Origin of the sequence: Halobacillus yeomjeoni, from assembly GCF_020171525.1 — a bacterium.
GTDB lineage: Bacteria > Bacillota > Bacilli > Bacillales > Halobacillaceae > Halobacillus > Halobacillus yeomjeoni.
This window is the reverse complement of record NZ_JAIVAI010000002.1, coordinates 195,391-216,908: the sequence shown is the minus strand read 5'-3', so window position 1 is coordinate 216,908 and position 21,518 is coordinate 195,391. Positions and strand designations below refer to the sequence as shown.

Here is a 21,518-nt window from a genome sequence, read left to right as displayed (position 1 = left end):
ATGGCGATCGACTATAAGCGGTGCCCGGTCTGTGGTTCGAAACATACAGCAGCCATTCTCTATGGCATGCCTGGCCCTGAAATCTTACCAGAGGTCGAGTCTGGAAAATACGTATTAGGTGGCTGCTGTATCATGATTAATGATCCTGAATATCATTGCCATGAGTGTGAACACCAATGGAATCGCAGCGAAGCGATTAACGCAGCTTATGGAAAAATCCAAGGTCTCAACTTTTCTACCAGTGGATTTTGGGAAGGGACATTCTTCGTAGAAATGGACTTCAACACAAGGAAAATGAAATGGGGTCACATTCAAGGAGGAGACGAGGACGTTCATCATAAACGGGTTCAATCAAAGACCGTGGATAAAATCATCGAGCACATGAAGTGGCTGGATGTACTGAATTGGCGGAAAGAATATTCAGAACCTGTTATGGATGGGACCACGTGGGAACTCGAACTTGTTCGAAGGGGAAGGAATATTTATAAATATGGTTCCAACGGTTTTCCTGAAGAATGGGATGAGTTTTATGATTCAATGAAAAAATATACAAGGAAAACCTCACTGAAATAATTGTCGATAAAATTTTTTGTTCCGGTTTTTATTTGAGTCAATCGTATGAATCTCGGGTGATGAGCCGTTTTTTATATTAAAAAGACTGAAAATTTATGAATGCCATCCTTTTCAAACTAAGAATGATAGTGTATATTAAAAACACTGATACAGTGTCGAATAACGAACAAATCACATGAGATGAATGCATATTGGAAGAAGTTTACTTTTTAGGCTGAATGTCTGAAGTTTTGGTGAAAAGTAACGATGATCTAAATTTGCATTCATTTTTTTGCATCCAATATTAGGTATATAGTAATGGTAATATATACCTTTAGGAGGGTTAGGCATGAAAATCACTCGGAGTCATGAATTGGAGAAAGTCTTCCTGAAGAACATGGAACTTTCTTTACTTGCCTCTGGAGATGGGACAGAAGTGATTCATCACAAATTGTATGAAGGCGCTCGATGGGCGATGATTCCTGAAGAGGGATGGACTGCTCTTGAGCATGTCACCATCTTGTCTGGTGAACTAATCTTTCACTCACCTGATGGAGCCCTGTTGCTTATGCCTGGAGACTCTATCCACTCCTGTCCCGTAGAGGAGACTTCGATTTTCGCTGCCAAAACCGATGTGGAATTTTTATATGTGACCTCTCAACCTCAGTTTCACTACTACAGCAATATGCTTCAGGAGATGAAGGATTTGGCTGTCCGGGTGGAAGAAAAGGATGGATATACGGCTCATCATTGCGAAAGGATCAAAAATCTCTCTATGAAAATCGGAGATGCAATCGGATTATCTACAGATGAAAAATATACGCTGAACCTTGCAGCTTTCCTCCATGATATCGGGAAAGTCAAAGTCCCTGATGACATACTGAACAAGCCTGGAAAATTGACAGATGAAGAATATGAAATTATGAAAAAACATACGACTTGGGGGCGTGAAACCCTCGAGCAGACGAATCGCTTAGACTTGATCAAAGCAGGTAAAGTTGTGGAGCAGCATCATGAACGCTATGACGGTCGGGGGTACCCGAATGGACTCAAAGGTAACGAAATTTCCATCCAAGCTCAAATTATCACCGTCGTAGACGCCTTTGATGCCATGACCAGTGATCGTGTCTACCGCAAAGCAATGAGTGTTGATGAAGCATTTCAAGAATTAGAACGTCATAAAGGAACGATGTTCCATCCGGACATCGTCGATGCGTTCTTTTCTATACAAACTGAAGTGATTGACTAAGGAGGTGAAGAGATGAAGAAGGCTTTATTTGGATTACTTGTCTTTGGTTTAATACTTGCTTTTTCAGCTGGTTCCGTGAGTGCAAAGTACTATAAGGATTCGGATAAAACCGTTTCCGTGAATACCGGTCAAAACTTATCTTATGATTATGATACAGCTGAAACATCTTTTGAACTTCAAGAAGAGGCCCATGATTATCTGACAGATTCTACAGGTGCTGAAGTAGATCATTATTACATCTGGGTCGAAGTGGATGGACAAAAAGTTCTTGCTGTCGATCCCGCAAGAGGAATGTATTAATCAACTAGCGAGGCCTGTCCTTTAGGAGGACAGGTCTTTTTTTATGTGAATTACAATTTTTATCCATTAATACCAAATTCACCTTAATATTTTTCATATTTGTGTGAGAAAAGTTCAGTTTATGTCGGGTGAGGTGGGTATAATCGGAGTAACACATTATAATGAACAACAAAGATTCAAATAATTATAGCGTCGTAGTCAATTAGTCCTCATAGTGTATTGTAATTTTAATATCAATTTGAGAGGATGGGGCAGATGAAGAAACTGATGGTAATTATGTTGTTAGTAGGAGTTGTGTTCGGGAGTGCTACTCCAGTCATCGCAGACATTGATGAAGATCGGGTGAAAGCTTTGAAGGATATTGAAGAAACCAATATGGAAATCAATGAAAAAATCCAAAAAGCAGTGGATAAATCAAATGGAATGAAAGCTGAATACTTACAGAAGGTCAGAGAAATCAGAGAAGAAAATGAAATTTATCAACTGAGAGATGCACTCAAAGAAACTGCTAAAAAAATCGAAAAAGGTACGAATAAACATGAACAAATGGATCGTTTGATTGAAAAAGAACAAAGATTGCGAAGCAAGTTGGAAGAAAAGATGGATGAACTGAGTTATGATTTCCTTAATATGGAGAAAATCATGGATGAAGTTACATCTGAATTATTAGTCGCTGATGAAGAAGAAAGAAAAAATCTGCATGATAGGGTAAATACTTTGTATGACAGCTTAAATGAAACGTCTAAGATGGAGTTGGAAGAAACGCTTGAATATACAGAAGATCTTGAGAAAGTCATTCAAGATGTATACGATGAGACATTAAAAATGTCAAACGAAACTATTAAGAAAGCTGCTGAGAAAGGTGTCTATGCTGAACAGAGCTGGAGATGGGTGCAATTTGGTGATCGTATGGTATGGATCGATCCGGTCAGAGTCATAGGAGGATTCCATTGAGAATTTTCAGAAAATAATATATGATAAGGGAAAGAAAGCGAGTCTGACTGAGGCTCGCTTTTTCTATACCGTATCAGAGGTGATTCCATTGACATTTACGATTGGAAGGAACGGGGAACATTTGGAACAGGTCGTATTCGAACACTTTGACATCAGTCTGTTGTCCAGGGGCGGGGGGACTGAAGTGATGGTTCAAACCATTACGAAAGACCACATGTTTTACGTGTACCCCAGTGACAATCCAGGTGTCATGGAGTTTTTTTATATCCTTAGCGGTGAGATGATATGTGAATGGGGCGGCGAGAAGATCAAGCTCGGTCCAGGTGACCACTATACCGCCTATAATTTGGAGGAAGCCGTTCATTTTACGACCCTCTCGGACGTTGTTTATTTATGGGTCATCAACGAGCCGACTTTTTATCAGTTAAGTGAAGAAGTTCTGAATTTGAAAAAAGTGGTCGATGAGGTGGAGAAAAAGGACCGCTATACTTATAAACATAGTGAAAGAGTGGCGGAGTATGCGATCAAGATTGCCAAGAAGCTGATGCTGCCGAAGGGGAGACTTGAGCAGTTGTATTTATCGAGCATCCTACACGACATAGGGAAAATTCATACGCCTATTGAAGTATTGAATAAACCCGGACGGTTGACGGATGAAGAATTTGGTATCATCAAACGTCACCCGGTAGATGGAGCGGAGATGGTGAAAGGACTATATCATGATGAGATTTCGAAAATCATTCTTCAGCACCATGAGCGGTTGAATGGGACTGGTTACCCCAATAGAATCAGTGGAGAGGATATTCTTTTTGAGGCGAAGATCATAGCGGTCAGTGATACATTTGATGCAATGACCGAAGATCGCGCTTATCGAAAGGCACTCACAGCTCAATTCGCTCTTGATGAATTGAAGAAGTTGAAAGGAACACATTATGATACAGAAGTGGTCGATGCATTTGAAAACATTTTAATAGAAGAAAAAAGGGTATGATTCCAATCTGCAGGGAATCATACCTTTTTTGTGCGTTTCATAACAAGCCTTACCAGCAGCATATAGGCAGGTGGAAGAAAACCGAGAATCAGAACAAGGCCCTCCCAGTCGTAAGCATTCCAGATCGGGCTGAGGGCAGATGAACCGAAGACGACACCGATATAGTAGGAAACGAGGTAGAGGCTTGCGGCGCTTCCTTTATGGTGCGTGACCAAATCCCCGATCGAAGAGGCGGTCAGGGAGTGTGCCGTAAAGAATCCTGAACATAAGACACACAATCCGAGAGCCACCGCCCACAGCCACGGCATCAAGGTCATCCAGATTCCGATAGAAAAGACGAAGGTTCCGATCAACCGGACTTTGTTCAACCCGAAATGACCTGCCAGCCAGCCTGCGAAGGGAGAGCCGATGACCCCCAATCCATAAGCGAAGAAAAAGAAAGAAATGGCGCTTAAGGAAAGGAAGAAAGGGCTGTTTTGCAAATAGAAAGGCAAATATGTCCAAATCCCAGTGAAGGACAATTGAAAAATGATTCCGAGTCCAAAAATCAATAGGAGTGTCGGATTGGTCACGTGGAATTTCAATGACTTGATGTCGTGCTTGAACGTCAGGTCGCTGGGTGTAAAGGAACGGGAATGCGGCAGCAAAGCGATTACCAACCCAGCGATGACGACGCCCACCCCGGTCAATATGTAAAAGTAGCTTTCCCAGGAAAGCCAGTCCGTCACAGCACCGGCGAATACACGTCCCATCATCCCACCGAACACGTTACTCGCTATATAGAGAGCGGTAGCCACATGCACATGTTTCGAATGTATTTCTTCACTTACATAAGCGATCGCAGCGGCAGGAAGACCAGCGAAAGCGAATCCTTGAATGAAGCGGATCGCCAAAATGACTGTAAATGAATCGATGATTGGAATGAATAGTAAGGGAACGGATGCGCCAATGATAGAGAGTTTGATGAAAATGGTTCTCCCGTACCGATCGGATAAAAAGCCGAGGACGATGAGACCGACAATAAGTCCTATCACGGTCAGCGAGAGAGATAAACTGGCCATGGAAATGCTGATATCAAAGTCCTGGACAAAGACCGGAAACAACGGCTGAACGGCATAAATGCTTGCAAATGTAAAAAAAGAGGCGAGTGCAAGACTGAGCGCCACTTTCCAAAACGTTGATTCATTGATTTGGTAACCTTGTTGATTCATAGAATCCCGCCTGTATTTTTAGGATGGTACCACTATAGCACATGTGCTGGGAGAGGTGGGTAAAGGGATAGGTGAAAAAACGTATCACTAATTATCATTACATTTTTGGAGGTATAGTTTTCAAAGTTGCTTTGATGGGTAAAAAGGAGTAATTAAAAAAAGAGTGATTGTCGTAGTGAAAGTGCAATGTTTTGAACTTTGCTTTTAGGATGAGGAGGAAAGATTGTATGATCAAGCGAGTATTGTTACGTATCAAAGAAAGTATTTGGTTTATACCCAGCGTTTCTTGCATATTAGCTTTTGTTTTGGCGTTAATGGTTATAGCGGTGGATACCATTTATAGTGATTCAGTGCGTCCTTTTATTCCTTCTTTCCTATTGACCGATGTTGGTCTAGCGCAAACTACTTTGGGGGCGATTTCGGCAGCATTATTGACAATGACTACAATAACTTTTTCAACCATCATGGTAGTATTGACCACCTACTCTTCACAATTCTCTCCCAGAACTCTCAAAAACTTCACTACAAGCTCGACTACTATGACCGTTCTCGGAATTTTTATGGGTGGATTCGTTTTCTCCATTCTTACGTTACTGTTTATGAGGAAATCTCAAATCGAACATCTCGTCATTTCAGCTACTGTCGGTGTCATAGTTTCTTTTATATGCCTGGCTTTTTTTGCTTATTTCATCCATAATGTAGCAACTTCCATACAAGTCAGTAAATTACTGAGGGATTTGACCGAGGATTCGATAAATACAATCGGAAATAGTCGGCAAACACTAAAAAAAGAAAAATGCGTGTCTGTTCAGGAATCCTGCCCTGACATATCTGTTTTTTCGAATGTTGAACTATTGCATGGGAGTGAATATGGTTATATACAAATAATCGATTTTGAAAACCTTATGGCTATTGCCAAACAAAAAGATGTGGTGATTGAGCTGAAGCAAAGCATTGGACAATTCGTTACTCGGGAGAGTGCTTTGGCTGCTGTCTATCACAACCATGAACCGATAGAGGTGAATATAGATACATTTATCACGGTGGGTGATGAAAGAGAGACAATACATGATATCCATTTTTCAATTCAGAAGATTGTAGAAGTTGCATTGAGAGCTATATCGCCGGGCATTAACGATCCGAATACCGCTATAAGTTGTATCCATTATCTGAGAGTGCCATTAGTAGAGGCATTTAAAACTGGAGGGGGCTATTCTCTTTATAATGATGAGGAGGAAAACCTAAGGATCATATGTAAATGCGAATCCAATGATGAATTATTATACAATACTTTTCACCAGGTGTGTTTTTATGGACGGGAAGATGTTTCCATCCTTATAGCTTTACTGGATACAATGATTTACATTGCTGAACATAGTGAAAAGAAGGTTAAGATAATCATCCGGGAATTCCTTCAATATATCAGTCAAAAGTTCGTTGCTGAATATTGGGCTCCTCTGGATCATGAAAGAGTCAATGAAAGAAGAGCGGCTCTATTAAAAGAGGTAGATTTCTAGGAGGGATATGCAGTTTATTCAATTGCAATACGGATTTCAGCATTCGTGCGCCATTGGGAAGCAAACAGCACGGGCAGGCCAGCTATATGAGAGGAGAAGCGATAGATGTAACAGATTCAAACTTAAAAAGAAGTCTGTCCTTGAATAAGGACAGACTTCTTTTTCGTAAATTCAGTTATACCCAGGTATAGTCTTTGCCCCAGCTTTCCTTCGCCAGGTTCAAGACGTCGTTCACTTCGCTCGCATCTACGGCGTAAGCTTCTCCCTGTTCATAAGGGTTGTAGTGGAAAGCGTAAAGGCGTGAGGTGAACTCATGGAATGGAAGGGAGCTTTCTCCTTCTTCCTCGCCATTGCCCGCTACACTCGGAACGATGTTCTGTCCCCAGTTCTGGGAACCATCGTTATTTGGATTATAGAAATAGACCCGTTCGACTCCTGATGGATCTTTCGCTATCCGAATGATGGACACGGCATGTAAACCGAGCATTTTGCCGTGGACATTGGTAATGAAAATGCCGACAGGATTCGGGTAAATCAATTCATAATCATCGTTATATTCAGGGTGGTGGGTCGCATAGAACAACCGGACGAATCCGCTGTAATCCTGGACAAAGCCACTGATCGGGTTGGTGACTGTACTGAACCCTTTCGGAACCCAGTTGCCGTAAAAGGCCGGGTTCACCCAGCGGTGACCGTCTTCGCCGCGGAGCGCGACTCTCGACATCATCTCGCTATAGATCTTGTCCAAATGCGGAACAAGAACGAGAGAAACGGGATCGAGTTCCATATCAAGATCAGGTGCCAGTCCGCCACTCAAATCTTTGGAATGGATCGTAGCTCCTTCGAATGTGAAGTCCAAGTCTCCGTCTCTCGCTGCACGCGGGATGATCTCAAGCAGGAATCCAGGGGCATGCTGCGCCCAAAGGCTGATTCCTCTTGCGGCCTGACACGTCGGGTTGAATCCTTGTCCCACTCCGAGCGGCTGCCCGAGGACCTGGATAGTTCCAGCGACGAGAATGCTGTTCGCTGTAAGACCTTCTCCTTGCTGGACGGTCTCATGTAGAGCGTTCCTTACGTCTGCACGGATGTCCAGTTCTACTAACCTACGCAGTCCGGGAGCTACAGGGGAATGGGAAAGCACGCCGCGCTCAAGCATCAGAGCAAGTCCATATATCGCCTGTTTTGTAGCAGGGAAGATAGAGGCTTTTATCACTTGCTGCACGAGTTCCATGTTTTCTTCCAGGTTGGCGCTTCCTTTACTGCTTAAGTTCAAAGTATAGACCAGCAAGCCTGGGTGATGCTTGCATAAGAACCGGATAATGGTCGCATGGTGAGGGGCGACTAACCCTGTCTCACGCATCGATTTCGCAAGCGCGACACTTTCCGAAATCAATTCGGATCGTGAAAGTTCCTTCAGTTCTTTACGATAGGTCGGAATATCTTTGTATTTTGCGCTCATCGGTGATGGTCCTTCAATGGCGGCAATATATTTTTTCAACTCAGCATGATCATCGCCGTCACTATCTGAGTCAAGCATCCTCTTCGCCGTACCAATCATCGATACGATGCGCTTGATCATAATCGGTCGCTGTGCTGTCAATCGTTCGATTTCATGAATGAGTGTTTTGATGAGAGCTTTTGAAGATAGATGACTGATCAAAAATTGAAACAGCTTGCTGATTTTATCATCGTTTTCATGTTTCTCAATCCTTGTGCTTTCAGTAGCAGCAGGGAAAAGTAAATTCAAGTTCAGCACCATGACTTCATTCAAAAATTCCTCTGCGTCTTCTGCAGACACGGTCGGGTGCGTGTATTTGTTCTCAGCGATGGCGAGCATCCGCAGCTCACTGAGCACCTCGATGACCATCGGCAGTCCTTTCGCCTTCAATGATCCCGCGACGAGAGGGGGCTGCAATTTGTTGGCCTGCTCCCAGGCGCTGTCTTGAAAAACGCCTGTCTCTTCGAAGCGGTACGCATATTGGTATAAGTGATTCAAACCATTCTCAGCGTCAATGAGCCGGTTGGCTTCCTGGTAGACATCTGTCTGATATTTCGATTTTGCAAAAGATGGAGCTTTTTCTAAATCTTCCAAGCTTTGAGCGAATCGTTCAACGATGACACCTGTCGGTTGAGGCATAAGTCCTCTCCTTCCCTTTATGGTTTTAATCTCTTATTTATAGAAATCGTACTGTTCGTATTCTTTCACAAGATCATACATTTCTTCACTGTCCCGGCCGAAGAAGAAAATCGTTCCATAATGGTTCCCGAATCCGACACGTTCTGCAACCTTTCCTTGAGGAGGGGTGAACATGTCGTGTTTTTCAAAGTAAGGATGTTCTTCGAGTTCATCAGGGATGTTCAAATCCTGGACGTAATCAATGTTCGGATGAACCATCAAGCACCCGGCATACCCGTCATAGTCATAAGGGTTCGGGAAGAAGGCTTCCAATTCCGCTTCTGTCGTATTCGGGTCACTGCAGAGAATTTGAGCTTCATACGCACTGAATCCATAGGCGCGCTCGATCAATTCGAAAATATGGCCGCCCGGCACACGTGCTGCAACCTCACCGAAGTGCAGCGTTCCATCTGGAGTCAGGAAGTACTCCGGGTGGATGACGCCGTATTCGATTTCAAAAGCATCCACGAGTTTTTGGACAGCTTCTTCAATCTGTGGGCGTTTCTGTTCAAGTTTAGGGGAGGCAGGTACGAAATTCGAGTAGCCTAAGCGTACATATTCCGTAATGTTCAAGAAGCGTACTTTACCTTTATGGACGAACGCTTCACAAGAGAACTCCTGGCCATCCAAATGGCTTTCCATCAATAGTGGGAAGTCTGTATCCTGGATTTTCTCTATACCTTCGACGGTGTTGATCGCCATATGACCTACGGATCCGGCTTTATCGAGGGGTTTGACGTGGATGGGATCGAGGTGATCGCCTTCCAGTTTTAGTAATGCTTCGTTGACGCGCTGTAAGAATCGCTTTACGTCATCTTTATTTCTTGCTTCTTCAAAGACACCGACTTTGATTCCTGAGATTTGGGCTTTCCGCTTCATCATCCCTTTATCGCGCAGCAACAACGATCTGTTGAAGACGCGTGGCTCTTCACGGAAACGGGCGTTCAGCGCACCGGCCCATTCCACACACTCTTCATAAAGGGGGATGGCTAATTCTGCACCCATCGCTTTCAACTGCTTGTACAATCCATCAGAACTTTCATTGATTTTGTTGAAATCCCATCCGACGAATTTGATGTCGTGTTTTTCCGCATACGATTCGAATTCAGGTGGTCCTACCACGACAAACGGACGATTCATACGGGCTGCAGCTTCAATCGCTTGTACACTCCATCCGACTAGAGCTGTCAAATAGGGCTTCGTTTCTGCATCCTGCTGTGCTTCTTCCACTAATGAATCCTTTTCGATTTGATCCAATTCCATTCCTTATCGCTCCCTTACATTGATTTATGAAACAAAAAGCATGAATTAGAGACACTTCTCGTACTCTATTACACTAAAAGTATCAAACTATTAGGAAAACTGTAAGCGATTTATCTTAATTCGACAAATATATACAAAATTAGTATGGTTATTTGTAATCTCAACAGCTCCTTTGAATGAGTTTGCAGCTCATCAGGAGGGGGAAATATAGGTGACAGAGGAGGGGAGAAATATGAAACTGATGTACAAAGAGCGCTTACAAAAGCTGAATCCGAGACAAGCGATCGAACAAAGCAGAGATTATTTTTCAAAAAAGGATTATGGTGAAAAAATAAAAAAATACGGAGGCTTGATCGGAGCAAAAAGTGTTTATTACAGTCTATTGCTCTATTACGCATTCCAGAGCCCTTCCACACCGAAAAAAGCGAAATTGACCATCGCCGGAGCTCTCGGGTATTTGATTTTACCCGTCGACCTGATTCCTGATTTTCTACCGATGATCGGATTCGCCGATGACAGTGCGGTAATCTTGTACGCCATTTACCAAGTGATTTCTCATATTGATGATGAGGTACGCTTGAAAGCCCGTGAAAGGATGGAGCAGCTGTTCGGGGAAAAGATGGATGTGAAAGCGTATGAGGATAAATTGAATTAAGAAAGGTCCAGTTTCGGTGAGGAAGCTGGACCTTCAAGTTATTTGGAGGAGATATGCTTCTTTTAAAGAGACAGGTCGGTCATCACTCAGAACGCTTTTCTTTCAAGTAATCGGAGAAAAACTTCTTATTATTCAACACACTTTCGTCCTCAGGTTTGTGCGTACCGGCAATGGAGTTATGCTCGATAGCTTTTTCCACATTTCCAAGTTTCCAATGACAGACACACATATGAAGGTGGGGAATCCATGTCGAGTAGGAGGGCTGGTAGAATCCCCGGATGTGATCGATGGGCACCTGGGTGGCCGTCTGGTACCAGAAAATTGCGGTGTGATACTTTTCATTTTTTCTGAAGTGATCACCTATTCTACAGCAGGCCTCTGGTCTTGGGTTATCATATTTGAACGTTTCCAACAGGATGTCCATCACTTTTTCTTTGGCTCCGATTTCCTGATAACAATCAGCCAGGTATAGACAGGCCATGACCTTATCTTCCATCCACCCCTGATAGAGGGATAAGAATTTTTCGTAATAGAGGATCGCACGCTTGTATTTGCGATGATCCTTCAACTCATTGGCATAATAATAGAGGTCTCTTGGAGATAAGAGTTTCCCTTGCTTCAGCTGGGCTTCATAAATGCGAAGATTTCTGTTCGTATCCGTATTTTGTTTTCTCAAATGTCTGGTGTGGGTGATGACGATATCCGATTCAAGGATATTCCCCTGTACATCCAGGTACTCGTGCACCACTCCAATCCACTGATATTGTTTGGATTTTTTTACTAGCCGGTTTCTCCTTAGTTTAAAGGTGGTGTTTCCGGATGCGTCAAAACTGATGTCATAATTCATCGATACGGCGTCGATGGATTCATCGAGTTCATTTTTCAACTTCGAAAGTTTCTCAAAGTCTTCTTTTTGCACGAGGTCATCTGCATCCAGCCATAAAATGTATTCCATATTCGCTAGGCTGAACGAATAGTTTCGAGCTGCAGAAAAATCCTCCACCCATGTGAAGTCGAAAATCTTATCCGTAAACTTGGATGCGATTTGCTTGGTGCGGTCGATGGAACCTGTGTCGACGATGACGATTTCATCACACACCTCTTTGACGCTGTTCAAGCATTGATCCAATACTTCCTCTTCATCCTTCACGATCATACACAAACTGATGGTCGGCATCGAATCCCTCCAATTTAAAGTTTTCCAGCAGTAATTTTAAGTCTCAGATGTTATAATTTTTTTCATGTGTTCCATCTGCCTGCCCCATCCTTTCTTCAAGAAAGCTGGTTATGTATGGAGATGAACGAACGTCGTACTAGACTATACCTATGTAATAAAAGCACAAATCATACGTATAGTCATAGATAGTGAGAGTGACAAGGAGCGAAACACCATGAATCGATCATTAACATCTGTCCAAGTCGACGGACCTTTTTTTCAAAACCTGAAACGAAAGAACCAATATAATGAAGAGCTTCAATCGTGCATGACCCGGACGATGGAAAAATTGCTGGAGACTTCGACGTCCGAGCACCACCCGGGAATGCTTCTAGGGAAAATTCAATCTGGTAAGACGCGGACTTTCATCGGAGTGATGGGGCTTGCCTATGACCATGGATATGATGTGGTCGTCGTTTTGACGAAAGGGACGAACGCGCTCGTCAAGCAGACTTATGCACGACTTCATCAGGAGTTTGAAGAACGGATAGAAGCGGATGATATGAGGGTTTATGACATCATGTCGATGCCTCAGAATCTCAGGAAGTATGAGTTGTCACAGAAGCTCGCGTTGATTGTAAAAAAAGAGACCCACAATCTTGATCGTTTGAAGGAAGCGCTTCTTGAGACATATCCCGGGCTATCAGGAAGAAAAATCTTATTCATTGATGATGAAGCGGATTTTGCGAGTGTCGCCTATGAGCATAAACGGGAGCAGAACCTGAAAACCATGCGGGTCATTGCGTCCAAGATCAATGAATTGCGATCGACTTTGAACCGGCCTTCTTTTCTTCAAGTGACCGCTACTCCGTATTCGCTGTACCTTCAGCCGGAAGACATGACCATCCATGAGGGCAAGGTTTTTGAGCCGATCCGTCCGGCCTTCACAGAACTGGTTCCCATCCATGGTCGTTATGTCGGAGGAGATGTGTATTTCGATCGTGCAGACGTCGAAGGGGATGTAGCTTCCTACCTTTACCATGAGGTGAAGGAAAATGAACTGGAAGTGATGAAAAAGATGGACGGCCGGCGCGTGAAGATGGACCGTCTGCTTACTCAGAAAAACATTCCGAACATCAGGGAAGCCATCCTGAACTTCATTGTTGCAAGCAGTATCCGGCGCTGGCAGCAAAAACAGGAAGGCAGTCGTCCTGAAAAGTATTCCTTTATCATTCATACAGAACGTGGAAAGCATGCTCATGCCTGGCAGGGAGAATTGATTCGGAGTTTCGAAGATTTATTGATTGAAGGGGCAAGGGAAGAGTCTACGGTTTTCAAAGAACTGATCCATGCTTCCTATCAGGATTTGATTCGATCGGTAAAAGCTCTCGAAGGCAATACCATCCCTACGTACAATGACGTATATGAAGAAGTACGGATGTCCCTTGATGAAGAATACATCGTCAGTTCGATCGTCAATTCTGAAAAAGATGTGACTGAACTGCTGGATGGAACCGGCCAGCTTCAGTTGAGAGCTCCGATGAATATCTTTATCGGAGGACAGATTCTCGACCGCGGGGTCACCATCAACAATTTGATCGGATTTTTCTATGGCCGCAATCCGAAGTCATTCCAACAGGATACCGTCCTTCAGCATTCGAGGATGTACGGAGCGAGACCGATGGAAGATCTTGCGGTTACGAGGTTTTATACGACACAGAAGATTTATGCTGTCATGAAGCGGATCCACGAATTCGACCGTGAGCTCAGACATGCGTTTGAGCGCGGAGGGCACAAGCGGGGAGTCGTTTTCGTCCAGCGTGATATGGATTCTTCCATCCAGCCGTGCAGTCCGAATAAGCTTTTGTTATCCAATCTGACGATGATAAAGCCTCACAAGCGGATGCTCCCGATCGGCTTTCAGACCGGATATAAAACACATATTAAAAAAACGGTCGGTGAGATTGACCGGAGAGTGGAACAACTGAAAAAGAATGCCCGTTATACGGAAAACGGCGCGTATTTGGTCCGGCTGGAGGATGCGAAAGAGCTGATCGGTCTGATACACTCCACCCTTGAAATGGAGGAAGGAAGAGACTTTCATCTTGAAGAGTATCACGGTGTCCTCGATTACTTGAGTTCTGAAAACGGGTCCGGTGCTTATGTGTGGCTGTTGACACGTGAGAAGCGCCAAATCCGGAGATTCAAAGAGAATGGCAAGTTCGAAAACTCCCCGGATACACCGGGAGGAGAAAAAGGAGAATTGAGCGTCGCTCGTAAAGTCGCTGTAAACCACCCTGCCCTGATCATGCTCAGACAGGAAGGGAAAAAAGAGAATGGTTGGAGAGGTGCGCCTTTCTGGTGGCCGGTACTGGTTGCCCAGCGACATACATCTCCGACAGTTTACGCGAATAAGACAGTGAAATAAAAATAAACACGCTGGTTCCAGGGTATATCCTTGAACCGGCGTTTTTTATGTCCGGAAATTTTATTGAAAGCTCTGTTATTGCACATGTGAGCTCATATAAGCTCTTTCTGTCCTGTAATTTGTGTGAGGCGGCCTTTTAGAATGACTCCCTTTCCGTGGGGGACCTTGATCCTCCTCAGGCCTATCCTTAAACAGACTCATAAACTTTGTTTTTGACACCAGGACAAAAATCAGATAGATTGTAATTCAATGCTTACTAAATTCATAGGAATTAAATGATATAAAAGGAGAGAACGGTCATGTCCATCTTCAAGAAATACGTGGAATTATCTTTGATAAAAAAGATTACCGCAGCACTCATATTGGGCGTTATTGTAGGTTTAGTTTTCGGAAGTGACGCTGCTGTATTACAGCCGTTCGGTGACCTGATGATTCGATTGCTTAAGTTCATCATCGTACCGTTAATTTTGTTCACCGTCATCGTAGGAGTCAATCAAACGAATATTGGCAGTCTTGGACGCAAGGGAGGAAAGGTTTTCCTCTATTACCTGGCTACTTCGGCGTTCGCCCTTATGGTCGGTGTGCTGATCGCCAAGCTCTTCAATCCTGGGGCAGGTCTTTCACTCACAGGAAGTGAAAGCTTTGAGGTTCCGGACAATCCAGGGCTTTCAAGCGTCCTTTTGAATATTGTCCCGACCAATATCGTGACAGCTTTTTCAGAAATGAATCTGCTCGGGATCATTTTTACAGCAATCGTCTTCGGCATTGCCATTTCTTATCTGCGTTCGAGTCAACAGTATAAAGAAATCGGGAACCGGTTGTACCGGGGAGTGGAAGCTTTGAATGAAGTGACGCTCACGGTCATGAAAGGTATTCTGCAGTATATTCCGATCGGTATTTTAGCCATTGTCGCTAAAATCGTCGGTACGCAAGGGACGGATACGTTATTGTCTCTCGGAGGGTTCATCGGGGTTCTTTATATCGGGATCTTTGTACAACTTCTGTTTTATATCGGGTTCCTTCTTGTGACGAAAAATTCCCCTGCTCAATTTTTCCGTGAAGCGCGAACTCCTATGCTGACAGCGTTTGTCACGCAGAGTAGTTCAGGAACATTGCCTGTCACGTTGAATGCCGCTAAAAAGTTGAACCTGAAGAAGAGTTTATACGGCTTCAGTCTGCCATTAGGTGCAACCATCAATATGGACGGTGCAGCGATTCGGATTGCTGTATCTGCCGTGTTTGCTGCTAATGTCGTAGGAGATCCGTTAAGTTTCGGGTCGATCATCCAAATCGTCATCATAGGAACGCTTGCTTCTGTAGGTACTGCCGGTGTTCCAGGTGCCGGAATCATCATGATTGCCACTGTTTTTGCACAAGTCGGCTTACCGATGGAAGCTGTTGCACTACTGACCGCTGTCGATGTGCTGGTCGGAATGGGAGCGACCGCTTTGAATGTGACCGGTGATTTAGTCGGGACGACAGTCATCGATCGCTCAGAAAAGGATTGGAAAGAAGAAAGAGTGGCTGGTTGAATTTAAATCGTTGAGTGGAAGATAAGAGATATTGAAGGGCGCTGCTTGATGCAGCGTCCTTCTTTATTCTTGGTAGGGTTGATGTTTTCAAAATGAACGATAGGATGGATATAGTTGAACAAAAGAGGACGGGTGCGCTTACGTGAATGTCATGAATTTTTTCTTATACAATTGTTTCCTACATTTCATTTTTCAATTAACTTACTTCTATGCGAATGATCATTTCAGAAAACCAATCAGTGATTTCAGTCATTCAGACCTTGTAAGGGCGGTCATCCTGTTGATGGCAGTCCTGTCATATTTCAAATTAACCGGTGATTTATTCGGAAGGTTCAAAGAGGTGTCTACAAAGCTAAAAGTTGTCATTACCATCCTTGCCTTTGTGGTTTCTGCTTTTATGGTGGGTTTTTTGTTGGCTGTGTATTTTGAAGGATAGATAAAGGGTATATTGTAAGATTTGAGGGAAGGAGGGTTGATATTGAAGTATACAGTAATGATTTTGACCTTCCTAAGCTTTCTATTATCTGGGTGTTACCCGGGTGCAGGTGAAGGTGGAGCGTTGTCCAGTGAGCGAGTTTTAAAGGGTAATTCTAATGCTGACATTATAGAGTTAGAGGATGGGAAGGTCTATAAGCATGGTGTGGATTGGATAGAAGAAAGAAACTATCAAAAAGGAAAGAAAATAGGAGAAGTACAAAAAGGGATGGCAACAAAAGCTTCCGTGGGTGCCGGGATTTTTCGGACCAAAGAAAAATCCCCTATACTCATAGTGGAACATAACGGAAAGGCAAAGAGATATCTTCTGCAGACAGGAGAGTAATGAAAGGTAGAAGACATGATTGTACTTAAGTTCAGTGAATCAGCTCATATCAGTCCATTAAAAAAGACTCTGGATGTCCAGAGTCCTTAGTATGTTATTCCCCAATCACACCACAGGCGATTCGTTCACCTGCATCACCGGATGGCTGGGATGTTTTATCGTCAGCGCCGGCGTGAATAACCAGGGCTGTTCCTTCTTCTTTAAGTAAAGAGTTGTCCTGTTCGGGCTTCAATGTCACCATATCTGCGTTCACCGTTGTTTGGACCATACCATCTGAACTTACTTCGATATTCGGAAGGTCTCCGGCATGCGGACCATCCTCAGTTTCAGTCCCGTGACTGGCATTCGTTGGATTGAAGTGACCACCGGCAGATTTAAAATCAGGAGCTTCACAGGAACCTGTTTCATGTATGTGGAATCCGTGTGTGCCTTCAGGAAGATCCGTTCCATTCAGGTCAATTTCTACACCATTATCATCCTCTTTCAGTATCGCTGTCGCCACTTCATTTCCATCCGCATTTTTCAGGGTTACCTGCATTTCTTCACTCATTTCTTCGCTTTCATCGCTTCCGGATTCTTCGTTTTCACTGTACTCCGAATTGGTTTCTCCCGTAGTCGACTCTGTTTCATTCTGTGTAGACGAAGAGTCTGTTTCACTGCTGCTTCCACAAGCGCTGAGGACGAGAGCAAGCGTTGCAATTGCGAATAAGAAAACCCACCGTTTCATGAAAAAACCACCTTCCTTTATTTGGTTACATTAAGAAATTCCACCAAAATAAAGATGGGTAAACCTATTGTGAAGAAAGTCAATCTATGTTCCTATTCCATAGGGGGATACAAGGAAAAAAGGTGGAGAATAAAAAAACTGCCAAGGGACATCCCCCTGGCAGGTGAAGAATCATGTGTTATTTTCCAATAAACATTTGCGTCCAATAGTTTCCGTTTTCTACATGGCCGACACCGATGTGAGTGAAGTCAGGGTTCATGATATTTTTACGGTGACCTTCACTGTTCATCCATCCATTTACGACTTGTGGTGGAGATGTTTGTCCCATTGCAATATTTTCACCAGCCGTACGGTAGTCGATGCCATAGGCTTTCATCATATCAAAAGGGGAGCCGTAAGTCGGGCTGTTGTGAGAAAAGTAGTTGTTTTGCTGCATATCCAATGATTTGTCTTCAGCCACTGCGCTTAGCTCAGTATCGAGTTTCAATGGGGATAGCCCCTGTTTTGCGCGTTCCTGGTTGGTCAATTCAACGACTTCCTTTTCAAATGCGCTTACTTCTGCGTTTGTTTCTGTTTGTGTGCCTGCATCTTGATTCATTTCTTGTTTTTGTTGTACATCTGCTTTTGGCTCAGCTTGTGGTTCTGCTTGTTCCTCGGCTTTTGGTTCTTTGACTGCATCTTGTTTTTCTTCAGGCTTTTCCTTAGAAGGTGTCTGTTCTACCTGGAACTGCTCGAAGAAAGAAGAAAGGTCAAAGGACTGGATTTGTGCGTTCACATCCAATTTATTTGTATTCATCCAGTTCACGACTTGATCGAATGAGATCTGTTCTTGATTTACGTGAACAGATGTTTCTGAATCTGTTGAAGCTAGTGATGCAGCAGGGGATGCTAGTAAAGCGAAAGCTGTTGCACCTGCTAGAATAAGAGATTTGAATTTCATGTTGAAATCCTCCTTGAAAAATTTTGTGTTTTTCAACAACTTCATCCTACCATCCGTTTTTTGTAACAAAAGAGGATGATTCTGGTAAATGAAGGAGGAGTGACAACTTGAGAATGGATCCTGCGGGGGCAGTGAAGTAGAAAAAATGAATGATTCAGGGTAGTGAAGGGAGCTGCTGTTTCTATTATAGAAAGATGAGCATCTAATGATTTTATAGGAAATCATTTACTTCAAAAGATACAATTACTAGTTTTTATAGATTGACAGTCTTTTTGAAAAGCTCCCCCCTGTAATATATGTAAAGGGGATGACATAAAAATAACCGGCTCGTAAAGAACCGGTATATACTATTAGTATCGGTCTTGATACAACGGCATGATCTGCCCACGGATTTCTCCTGCAGGGTTTTGTTCTGTATGAACATTCACGTATGTGAGCCCTTTGGTCATCAGTTCAAGAAGGTCTTCAACACATTTTACTCCGAGGTCGTTGTCCTCGATGTCTTCGTCTTTGATGACTCCTGTCACGACTCCTCTTCGTGTCGTGATTCCGTTTTGTTCCGTCAGTGTTGCGACATCAGCCCCGAAAAGAAAAGCCAAAACCGGTCCGTTTTCTCTCTTTCCTCCGAAGTGGATGTGAGCTTGGACAAAGTTATCCAACAACTCTACTTCAAGAAAGAATTTGATCTTATTCCCGCGTCGGTTCGTTACGAACTTAGCGACCCCGAATGCTTCAGTGAATACGGGATCCGGCACTTCATTTTTTCCTTTAAGCTTTGCGAAAAATTTCTGCATCTTTTCACCTCCCAAAGCCATAGTCTTATATTCTATTCCGAGAAGTGAGTGAAGGTATGGGTTGGAAGGGAAGAGGGGTTTCATATGGACTTTTTTCTTTTTGTAAGGCTCTGTTAAAGTCTGTTGTTGATATTTTGAACGATTACTAAATAGTCCCTGTCTGGGATTAGGTGTTCGGTCCGTTATTTACTCAGAGCATGGGATGGCAGGGAAAACAGTCCGCTTTCCGCGGGGAACGCTGAGTCTCCTCGAACTTCGTTCTCCGGGGTCTCACCTTGTTCCTTTTTCCCGCAGGAGTCTACCTGTTTTCCCTGCCATCCCGTTCGTAGTTGGTGTAACGGACTTCGGTTGTGGCCTTTCTGACCCTTCTATTTTGAAGAGGCGGCCTTTTAGAATGGCGACACTCCTGTGGGATAAAGGTACATCGTGAGACCCCGGAAGGCGCAGCCTGAGGAGGCTCACGGTACCCCACGGAAAGGGAGTCATTCTAAAAGGCCGCCTCATACAAATTTCAAGACAGAAAGAGCGGATACAAGCTTCTAGGTGAAATAACAACACCAAGCAATAACAGACAGAGCCTTTTGTGAAAGGGAAGGGGGATACCGCTTGGACTTGTGAGTGGTATCTGGTTCGTATTATCGGTTGTTAACCTCGTGTGCTGCACGCACACCGGACTGGATTGCGCCTTCGATCCACCCGTGAAAGTCGGAGGCATGTTCTCCGGCAAAATGGATTCTGCCTTCAGGCCGGTTGATGATTTCGGGGAAGTATGCTCCTTGGTTCGGCTTGAATAAAGTGAAGCACCCAGCGGAGTATGGGTTTTGACTCCAACTAAAGGAGGCGGCGTTTAGAAATTCGTCATAAACCTCTTTTCCATGGACTTTTGCGAGGTCTTGGAGAGCTTGGTTTACCCGTTCCTGTTCGGAGAGAGCATTCCATAGTTTTGCATTATCCCCCCAGCTGTAACTTGCCAAAACGACACCACTCGTCTGTTCAGGCGACATGGGGCTCGGAGTGTAGGTGAAACGGTTGGGGAAATCTGTGATCAAATTAGCTCCATCCAATCCTTGCTCCTCCCAGAACCGCCGCTTGAATTCGATGGCCACTTTGACCGCCGCGACATAATGCAGCTCCCGGATCGCTTTCCATTTTTCAAACGAGAACGTCTCGTAAGGAGAGACTTCGATGAATTGAAACACGGAAAACGGCAGCGCAAGGATTAGGTAGTCGCCGTGGAAGGTGTGGAATTCTCCTGACTTCATGTTTCTCGTTTGTACGATGACTTTATCTTCACGGTGAAAAATCCGCAGTACTTTTTCATTGAAATAAATGTCATCCTTCAATTCTTTCAAAAAAGATTTCGGCAGCTGATCATTGCCGCCTGTAATTTCATAAAACTGCAAGTCTTCGTTGAAAACGGTATTGACGATATCGAAGAGGATATTCGTAAATGACAATTCCGCAAACCCTTCAATACCTAACATGACTTTCACCAAGCGGATGGCAGCCGGAGACAAGGAGGGGCCGATCGGATTGAATCGCAAAAAGTTTTCAATGGAATATCGATCGAATTTCTCTATCAGGTTTTGCTGCTGCTCCGGTGTGCTGTTCTGGTACAAAATTTGAAAAGGTTTGACTGCTTCAATCAGCAGTTCAGCGGCGGTTTTTCCTTTCTCGTGTGGTTCTACAGGGAAGTTGAGAATATCAGGATTTTCTTCATAGATGGCTCTTGTCGTTTTCACACCATTAGCAAAAATGATGTCTTTTGGGGATGTATTCAAAAATCGGTTGTAAGGAAGATTGAATTTCTTGATGTACTCAAAGACGAGCTTATGGTTTTCAGGAATTCTCATCGCACCGAAATCAAGGTAAGCCCCATCAGAAAAAGAGGCTCGGTCAGTATAAATTCTCCCACCCACCCGGTCGTTTGCTTCAATGATGGCAATTTCATGTCCTGCCTTTTTTAAAAGAGATCCTGCCACAAGACCGGCCATACCTGCCCCGATGATGAGCACTTTTTTCGGTGTGTCCGTTTTAGGTAACCCGTTCTTGATAATGGAAACCATGTCCGAAGGGTATTGAATTTTTCCAGTAGGTTGTTCCCGAGTATTTTTCAATGGGCATTCCTCCCCTTTGAAAATATATGGGAGTATTCGTGTTACTATTCTTATGGAAGGGTTTTCTACAGGCTGCTGCTCTAAGGGGGAACAATCGCGTGAGAGTCTGCTCCTATATAAAGGACCTCATTCAAAC

19 protein-coding genes are annotated in these 21,518 nt (G+C 43.8%); 11 read left to right on the top strand and 8 right to left on the bottom strand.

What is annotated here, in order from left to right; all coding sequences use genetic code 11:
• From LCL89_RS09250 to LCL89_RS09230, 5 genes are all read left to right on the top strand, one after another.
• Positions 1–573 carry a hypothetical protein gene (locus LCL89_RS09250; protein ID WP_224809846.1) on the top strand — a complete coding sequence of 191 codons (573 nt, stop codon included), beginning with the start codon at positions 1–3 and terminating at the stop codon, positions 571–573.
• A 328-nt stretch (positions 574–901) separates the two neighbouring features.
• A complete protein-coding gene (locus LCL89_RS09245) occupies positions 902–1,801 on the top strand; it encodes an HD-GYP domain-containing protein (protein WP_224809845.1) in 900 nt (299 codons plus the stop codon).
• A 12-nt stretch (positions 1,802–1,813) separates the two neighbouring features.
• The gene (locus tag LCL89_RS09240) at positions 1,814–2,101 is read left to right on the top strand and encodes a hypothetical protein (protein ID WP_224809844.1); all 288 of its coding nucleotides are present in this window, start codon (positions 1,814–1,816) and stop codon (positions 2,099–2,101) included.
• Between the two features lie 255 nt (positions 2,102–2,356).
• Positions 2,357–3,055, top strand: coding sequence for a coiled-coil domain-containing protein (locus tag LCL89_RS09235; RefSeq protein WP_224809843.1), 699 nt, complete (start codon positions 2,357–2,359; stop codon positions 3,053–3,055).
• A 79-nt stretch (positions 3,056–3,134) separates the two neighbouring features.
• Positions 3,135–4,046, top strand: coding sequence for an HD domain-containing phosphohydrolase (locus LCL89_RS09230; RefSeq protein ID WP_224809842.1), 912 nt, complete (start codon positions 3,135–3,137; stop codon positions 4,044–4,046).
• Positions 4,047–4,063: 17 nt separating this feature from the next.
• Here LCL89_RS09230 and LCL89_RS09225 read toward each other — a convergent pair whose 3' ends face one another.
• The gene (locus tag LCL89_RS09225; RefSeq protein WP_224809841.1) at positions 4,064–5,257 is read right to left on the bottom strand and encodes an MFS transporter; all 1,194 of its coding nucleotides are present in this window, start codon (positions 5,255–5,257) and stop codon (positions 4,064–4,066) included.
• 227 nt (positions 5,258–5,484) lie between these two features.
• Here LCL89_RS09225 and LCL89_RS09220 point away from each other — a divergent pair, with 227 nt between their 5' ends.
• Positions 5,485–6,774 carry a DUF2254 domain-containing protein gene (locus LCL89_RS09220; protein ID WP_224809840.1) on the top strand — a complete coding sequence of 430 codons (1,290 nt, stop codon included), beginning with the start codon at positions 5,485–5,487 and terminating at the stop codon, positions 6,772–6,774.
• A 175-nt stretch (positions 6,775–6,949) separates the two neighbouring features.
• Here LCL89_RS09220 and LCL89_RS09215 read toward each other — a convergent pair whose 3' ends face one another.
• Together LCL89_RS09215 and LCL89_RS09210 are read right to left on the bottom strand one after the other, a co-directional pair.
• The gene (locus tag LCL89_RS09215) at positions 6,950–8,911 is read right to left on the bottom strand and encodes a hypothetical protein (RefSeq protein ID WP_224809839.1); all 1,962 of its coding nucleotides are present in this window, start codon (positions 8,909–8,911) and stop codon (positions 6,950–6,952) included.
• 33 nt (positions 8,912–8,944) lie between these two features.
• On the bottom strand, positions 8,945–10,213 hold the full coding sequence (locus tag LCL89_RS09210) for an ATP-grasp domain-containing protein (protein ID WP_224809838.1): 1,269 nt from the start codon (positions 10,211–10,213) through the stop codon (positions 8,945–8,947).
• 232 nt (positions 10,214–10,445) lie between these two features.
• On the opposite strand from LCL89_RS09210, the gene LCL89_RS09205 reads away from it, so the two are divergent.
• Positions 10,446–10,868, top strand: a complete 423-nt coding sequence (locus tag LCL89_RS09205) for a YkvA family protein (RefSeq protein WP_224809837.1) — start codon at positions 10,446–10,448, stop codon at positions 10,866–10,868.
• A gap of 82 nt (positions 10,869–10,950) precedes the next feature.
• On the opposite strand, the gene LCL89_RS09200 is transcribed toward LCL89_RS09205, so the two are convergent.
• Positions 10,951–12,045, bottom strand: coding sequence for a tetratricopeptide repeat-containing glycosyltransferase family 2 protein (locus tag LCL89_RS09200; protein WP_224809836.1), 1,095 nt, complete (start codon positions 12,043–12,045; stop codon positions 10,951–10,953).
• Positions 12,046–12,259: 214 nt separating this feature from the next.
• On the opposite strand from LCL89_RS09200, the gene LCL89_RS09195 reads away from it, so the two are divergent.
• The 4 genes from LCL89_RS09195 (at position 12,260) to LCL89_RS09180 (ending at position 16,804) form a co-directional block, all read left to right on the top strand.
• A complete protein-coding gene (locus LCL89_RS09195; protein ID WP_224809835.1) occupies positions 12,260–14,452 on the top strand; it encodes a Z1 domain-containing protein in 2,193 nt (730 codons plus the stop codon).
• Positions 14,453–14,751: 299 nt separating this feature from the next.
• Entirely contained in the window at positions 14,752–15,984 is a 1,233-nt protein-coding gene (locus LCL89_RS09190) for a dicarboxylate/amino acid:cation symporter (protein WP_224809834.1), read from the top strand.
• A gap of 151 nt (positions 15,985–16,135) precedes the next feature.
• Positions 16,136–16,420: a hypothetical protein gene (locus LCL89_RS09185; protein WP_224809833.1), complete on the top strand. Its 285-nt coding sequence runs from the start codon at positions 16,136–16,138 to the stop codon at positions 16,418–16,420.
• 42 nt (positions 16,421–16,462) lie between these two features.
• The gene (locus LCL89_RS09180; RefSeq protein ID WP_224809832.1) at positions 16,463–16,804 is read left to right on the top strand and encodes a hypothetical protein; all 342 of its coding nucleotides are present in this window, start codon (positions 16,463–16,465) and stop codon (positions 16,802–16,804) included.
• Positions 16,805–16,898: 94 nt separating this feature from the next.
• Here LCL89_RS09180 and LCL89_RS09175 read toward each other — a convergent pair whose 3' ends face one another.
• The 4 genes from LCL89_RS09175 to LCL89_RS09160 form a co-directional block, all read right to left on the bottom strand.
• Positions 16,899–17,531: a superoxide dismutase family protein gene (locus LCL89_RS09175; RefSeq protein WP_224809831.1), complete on the bottom strand. Its 633-nt coding sequence runs from the start codon at positions 17,529–17,531 to the stop codon at positions 16,899–16,901.
• A gap of 178 nt (positions 17,532–17,709) precedes the next feature.
• Positions 17,710–18,471: a CAP domain-containing protein gene (locus LCL89_RS09170; RefSeq protein ID WP_224809830.1), complete on the bottom strand. Its 762-nt coding sequence runs from the start codon at positions 18,469–18,471 to the stop codon at positions 17,710–17,712.
• Between the two features lie 350 nt (positions 18,472–18,821).
• A complete protein-coding gene (locus tag LCL89_RS09165; protein ID WP_224809829.1) occupies positions 18,822–19,265 on the bottom strand; it encodes a CHRD domain-containing protein in 444 nt (147 codons plus the stop codon).
• A gap of 635 nt (positions 19,266–19,900) precedes the next feature.
• Entirely contained in the window at positions 19,901–21,382 is a 1,482-nt protein-coding gene (locus LCL89_RS09160; RefSeq protein ID WP_318245613.1) for a flavin monoamine oxidase family protein, read from the bottom strand.
• Positions 21,383–21,518 lie beyond the last annotated feature (136 nt).

Bases quoted from the DNA above. Each gene is read 5' to 3' on its own strand.
- LCL89_RS09240 (WP_224809844.1), top strand. From the start codon at position 1,814: ATGAAGAAGGCTTTATTTGGATTACTTGTCTTTGGTTTAATACTTGCT.
- LCL89_RS09170 (WP_224809830.1), bottom strand. From the start codon at position 18,471: ATGAAATTCAAATCTCTTATTCTAGCAGGTGCAACAGCTTTCGCTTTA.
- LCL89_RS09220 (WP_224809840.1), top strand. From the start codon at position 5,485: ATGATCAAGCGAGTATTGTTACGTATCAAAGAAAGTATTTGGTTTATA.
- LCL89_RS09200 (WP_224809836.1), bottom strand. From the start codon at position 12,045: ATGCCGACCATCAGTTTGTGTATGATCGTGAAGGATGAAGAGGAAGTA.
- LCL89_RS09205 (WP_224809837.1), top strand. From the start codon at position 10,446: ATGAAACTGATGTACAAAGAGCGCTTACAAAAGCTGAATCCGAGACAA.
- LCL89_RS09250 (WP_224809846.1), top strand. From the start codon at position 1: ATGGCGATCGACTATAAGCGGTGCCCGGTCTGTGGTTCGAAACATACA.
- LCL89_RS09225 (WP_224809841.1), bottom strand. From the start codon at position 5,257: ATGAATCAACAAGGTTACCAAATCAATGAATCAACGTTTTGGAAAGTG.
- LCL89_RS09195 (WP_224809835.1), top strand. From the start codon at position 12,260: ATGAATCGATCATTAACATCTGTCCAAGTCGACGGACCTTTTTTTCAA.
- LCL89_RS09235 (WP_224809843.1), top strand. From the start codon at position 2,357: ATGAAGAAACTGATGGTAATTATGTTGTTAGTAGGAGTTGTGTTCGGG.
- LCL89_RS09210 (WP_224809838.1), bottom strand. From the start codon at position 10,213: ATGGAATTGGATCAAATCGAAAAGGATTCATTAGTGGAAGAAGCACAG.
- LCL89_RS09190 (WP_224809834.1), top strand. From the start codon at position 14,752: ATGTCCATCTTCAAGAAATACGTGGAATTATCTTTGATAAAAAAGATT.
- LCL89_RS09245 (WP_224809845.1), top strand. From the start codon at position 902: ATGAAAATCACTCGGAGTCATGAATTGGAGAAAGTCTTCCTGAAGAAC.
- LCL89_RS09175 (WP_224809831.1), bottom strand. From the start codon at position 17,531: ATGAAACGGTGGGTTTTCTTATTCGCAATTGCAACGCTTGCTCTCGTC.
- LCL89_RS09215 (WP_224809839.1), bottom strand. From the start codon at position 8,911: ATGCCTCAACCGACAGGTGTCATCGTTGAACGATTCGCTCAAAGCTTG.
- LCL89_RS09165 (WP_224809829.1), bottom strand. From the start codon at position 19,265: ATGCAGAAATTTTTCGCAAAGCTTAAAGGAAAAAATGAAGTGCCGGAT.
- LCL89_RS09185 (WP_224809833.1), top strand. From the start codon at position 16,136: ATGAATTTTTTCTTATACAATTGTTTCCTACATTTCATTTTTCAATTA.